Raw genomic sequence first — 569 nt, 5'->3', positions numbered from 1 at the left:
GAATCTCCTCTGCTGACAGGTCGCCGACCTCGTGCAGAGAAACATCCATATCCAGGGGCTGGTTCAAATAGGAATTAAGCTGGTATTCCCCTACCCCCAATGCTGCCGCTACGCCAGGCGCCATCATCGCCACAGCTGTTAAGCCAAACCCAAGTTTTCGAAGCATGGTCGAACCCTTTATTTATTATGTTTCCCGCGCTCAGCCCGATCCCGCGGGCCCTACGGATGTACCCGAGGCGGCAAGCTGTCCTATATGACGCCGTTCACACATTCTGCCTCAGGGCAGAGACAAAACCTAGAAACCGCGTCACATAATGTCAGTAAGTATCCATTACAGATAGTCTTTTAGCAACTTCTCGACTATTTTCACCGCGTTCAACGCAGCCCCCCAACGGACATTATCGGCAACGCTAAAATAGCTCAACGCCCCGCCCGCTTCCATCTCTTCACGGACCCGGGAAAGTCGCATTACAGGCTCACCTTCCACCATGGCCACTGGCGACATGGCTTGCGGATCATCACTGTCCTGCACCGATATATCGTCATTGCCCTCCCACAAGGCATGGCAT

General features: G+C 53.6%; 1 pseudogene. It reads right to left on the bottom strand.

What is annotated here, in order from left to right:
• Positions 1–331 precede the first annotated feature (331 nt).
• Positions 332–569: pseudogene (locus A3730_RS19950) on the bottom strand (aspartate-semialdehyde dehydrogenase); the annotation flags it as partial.

It is taken from the genome of Alcanivorax sp. HI0044 (genome assembly GCF_001634945.1).
Note: the sequence above shows the minus strand (reverse complement) of the source record. Positions and strands in the feature narration are given on the sequence as shown.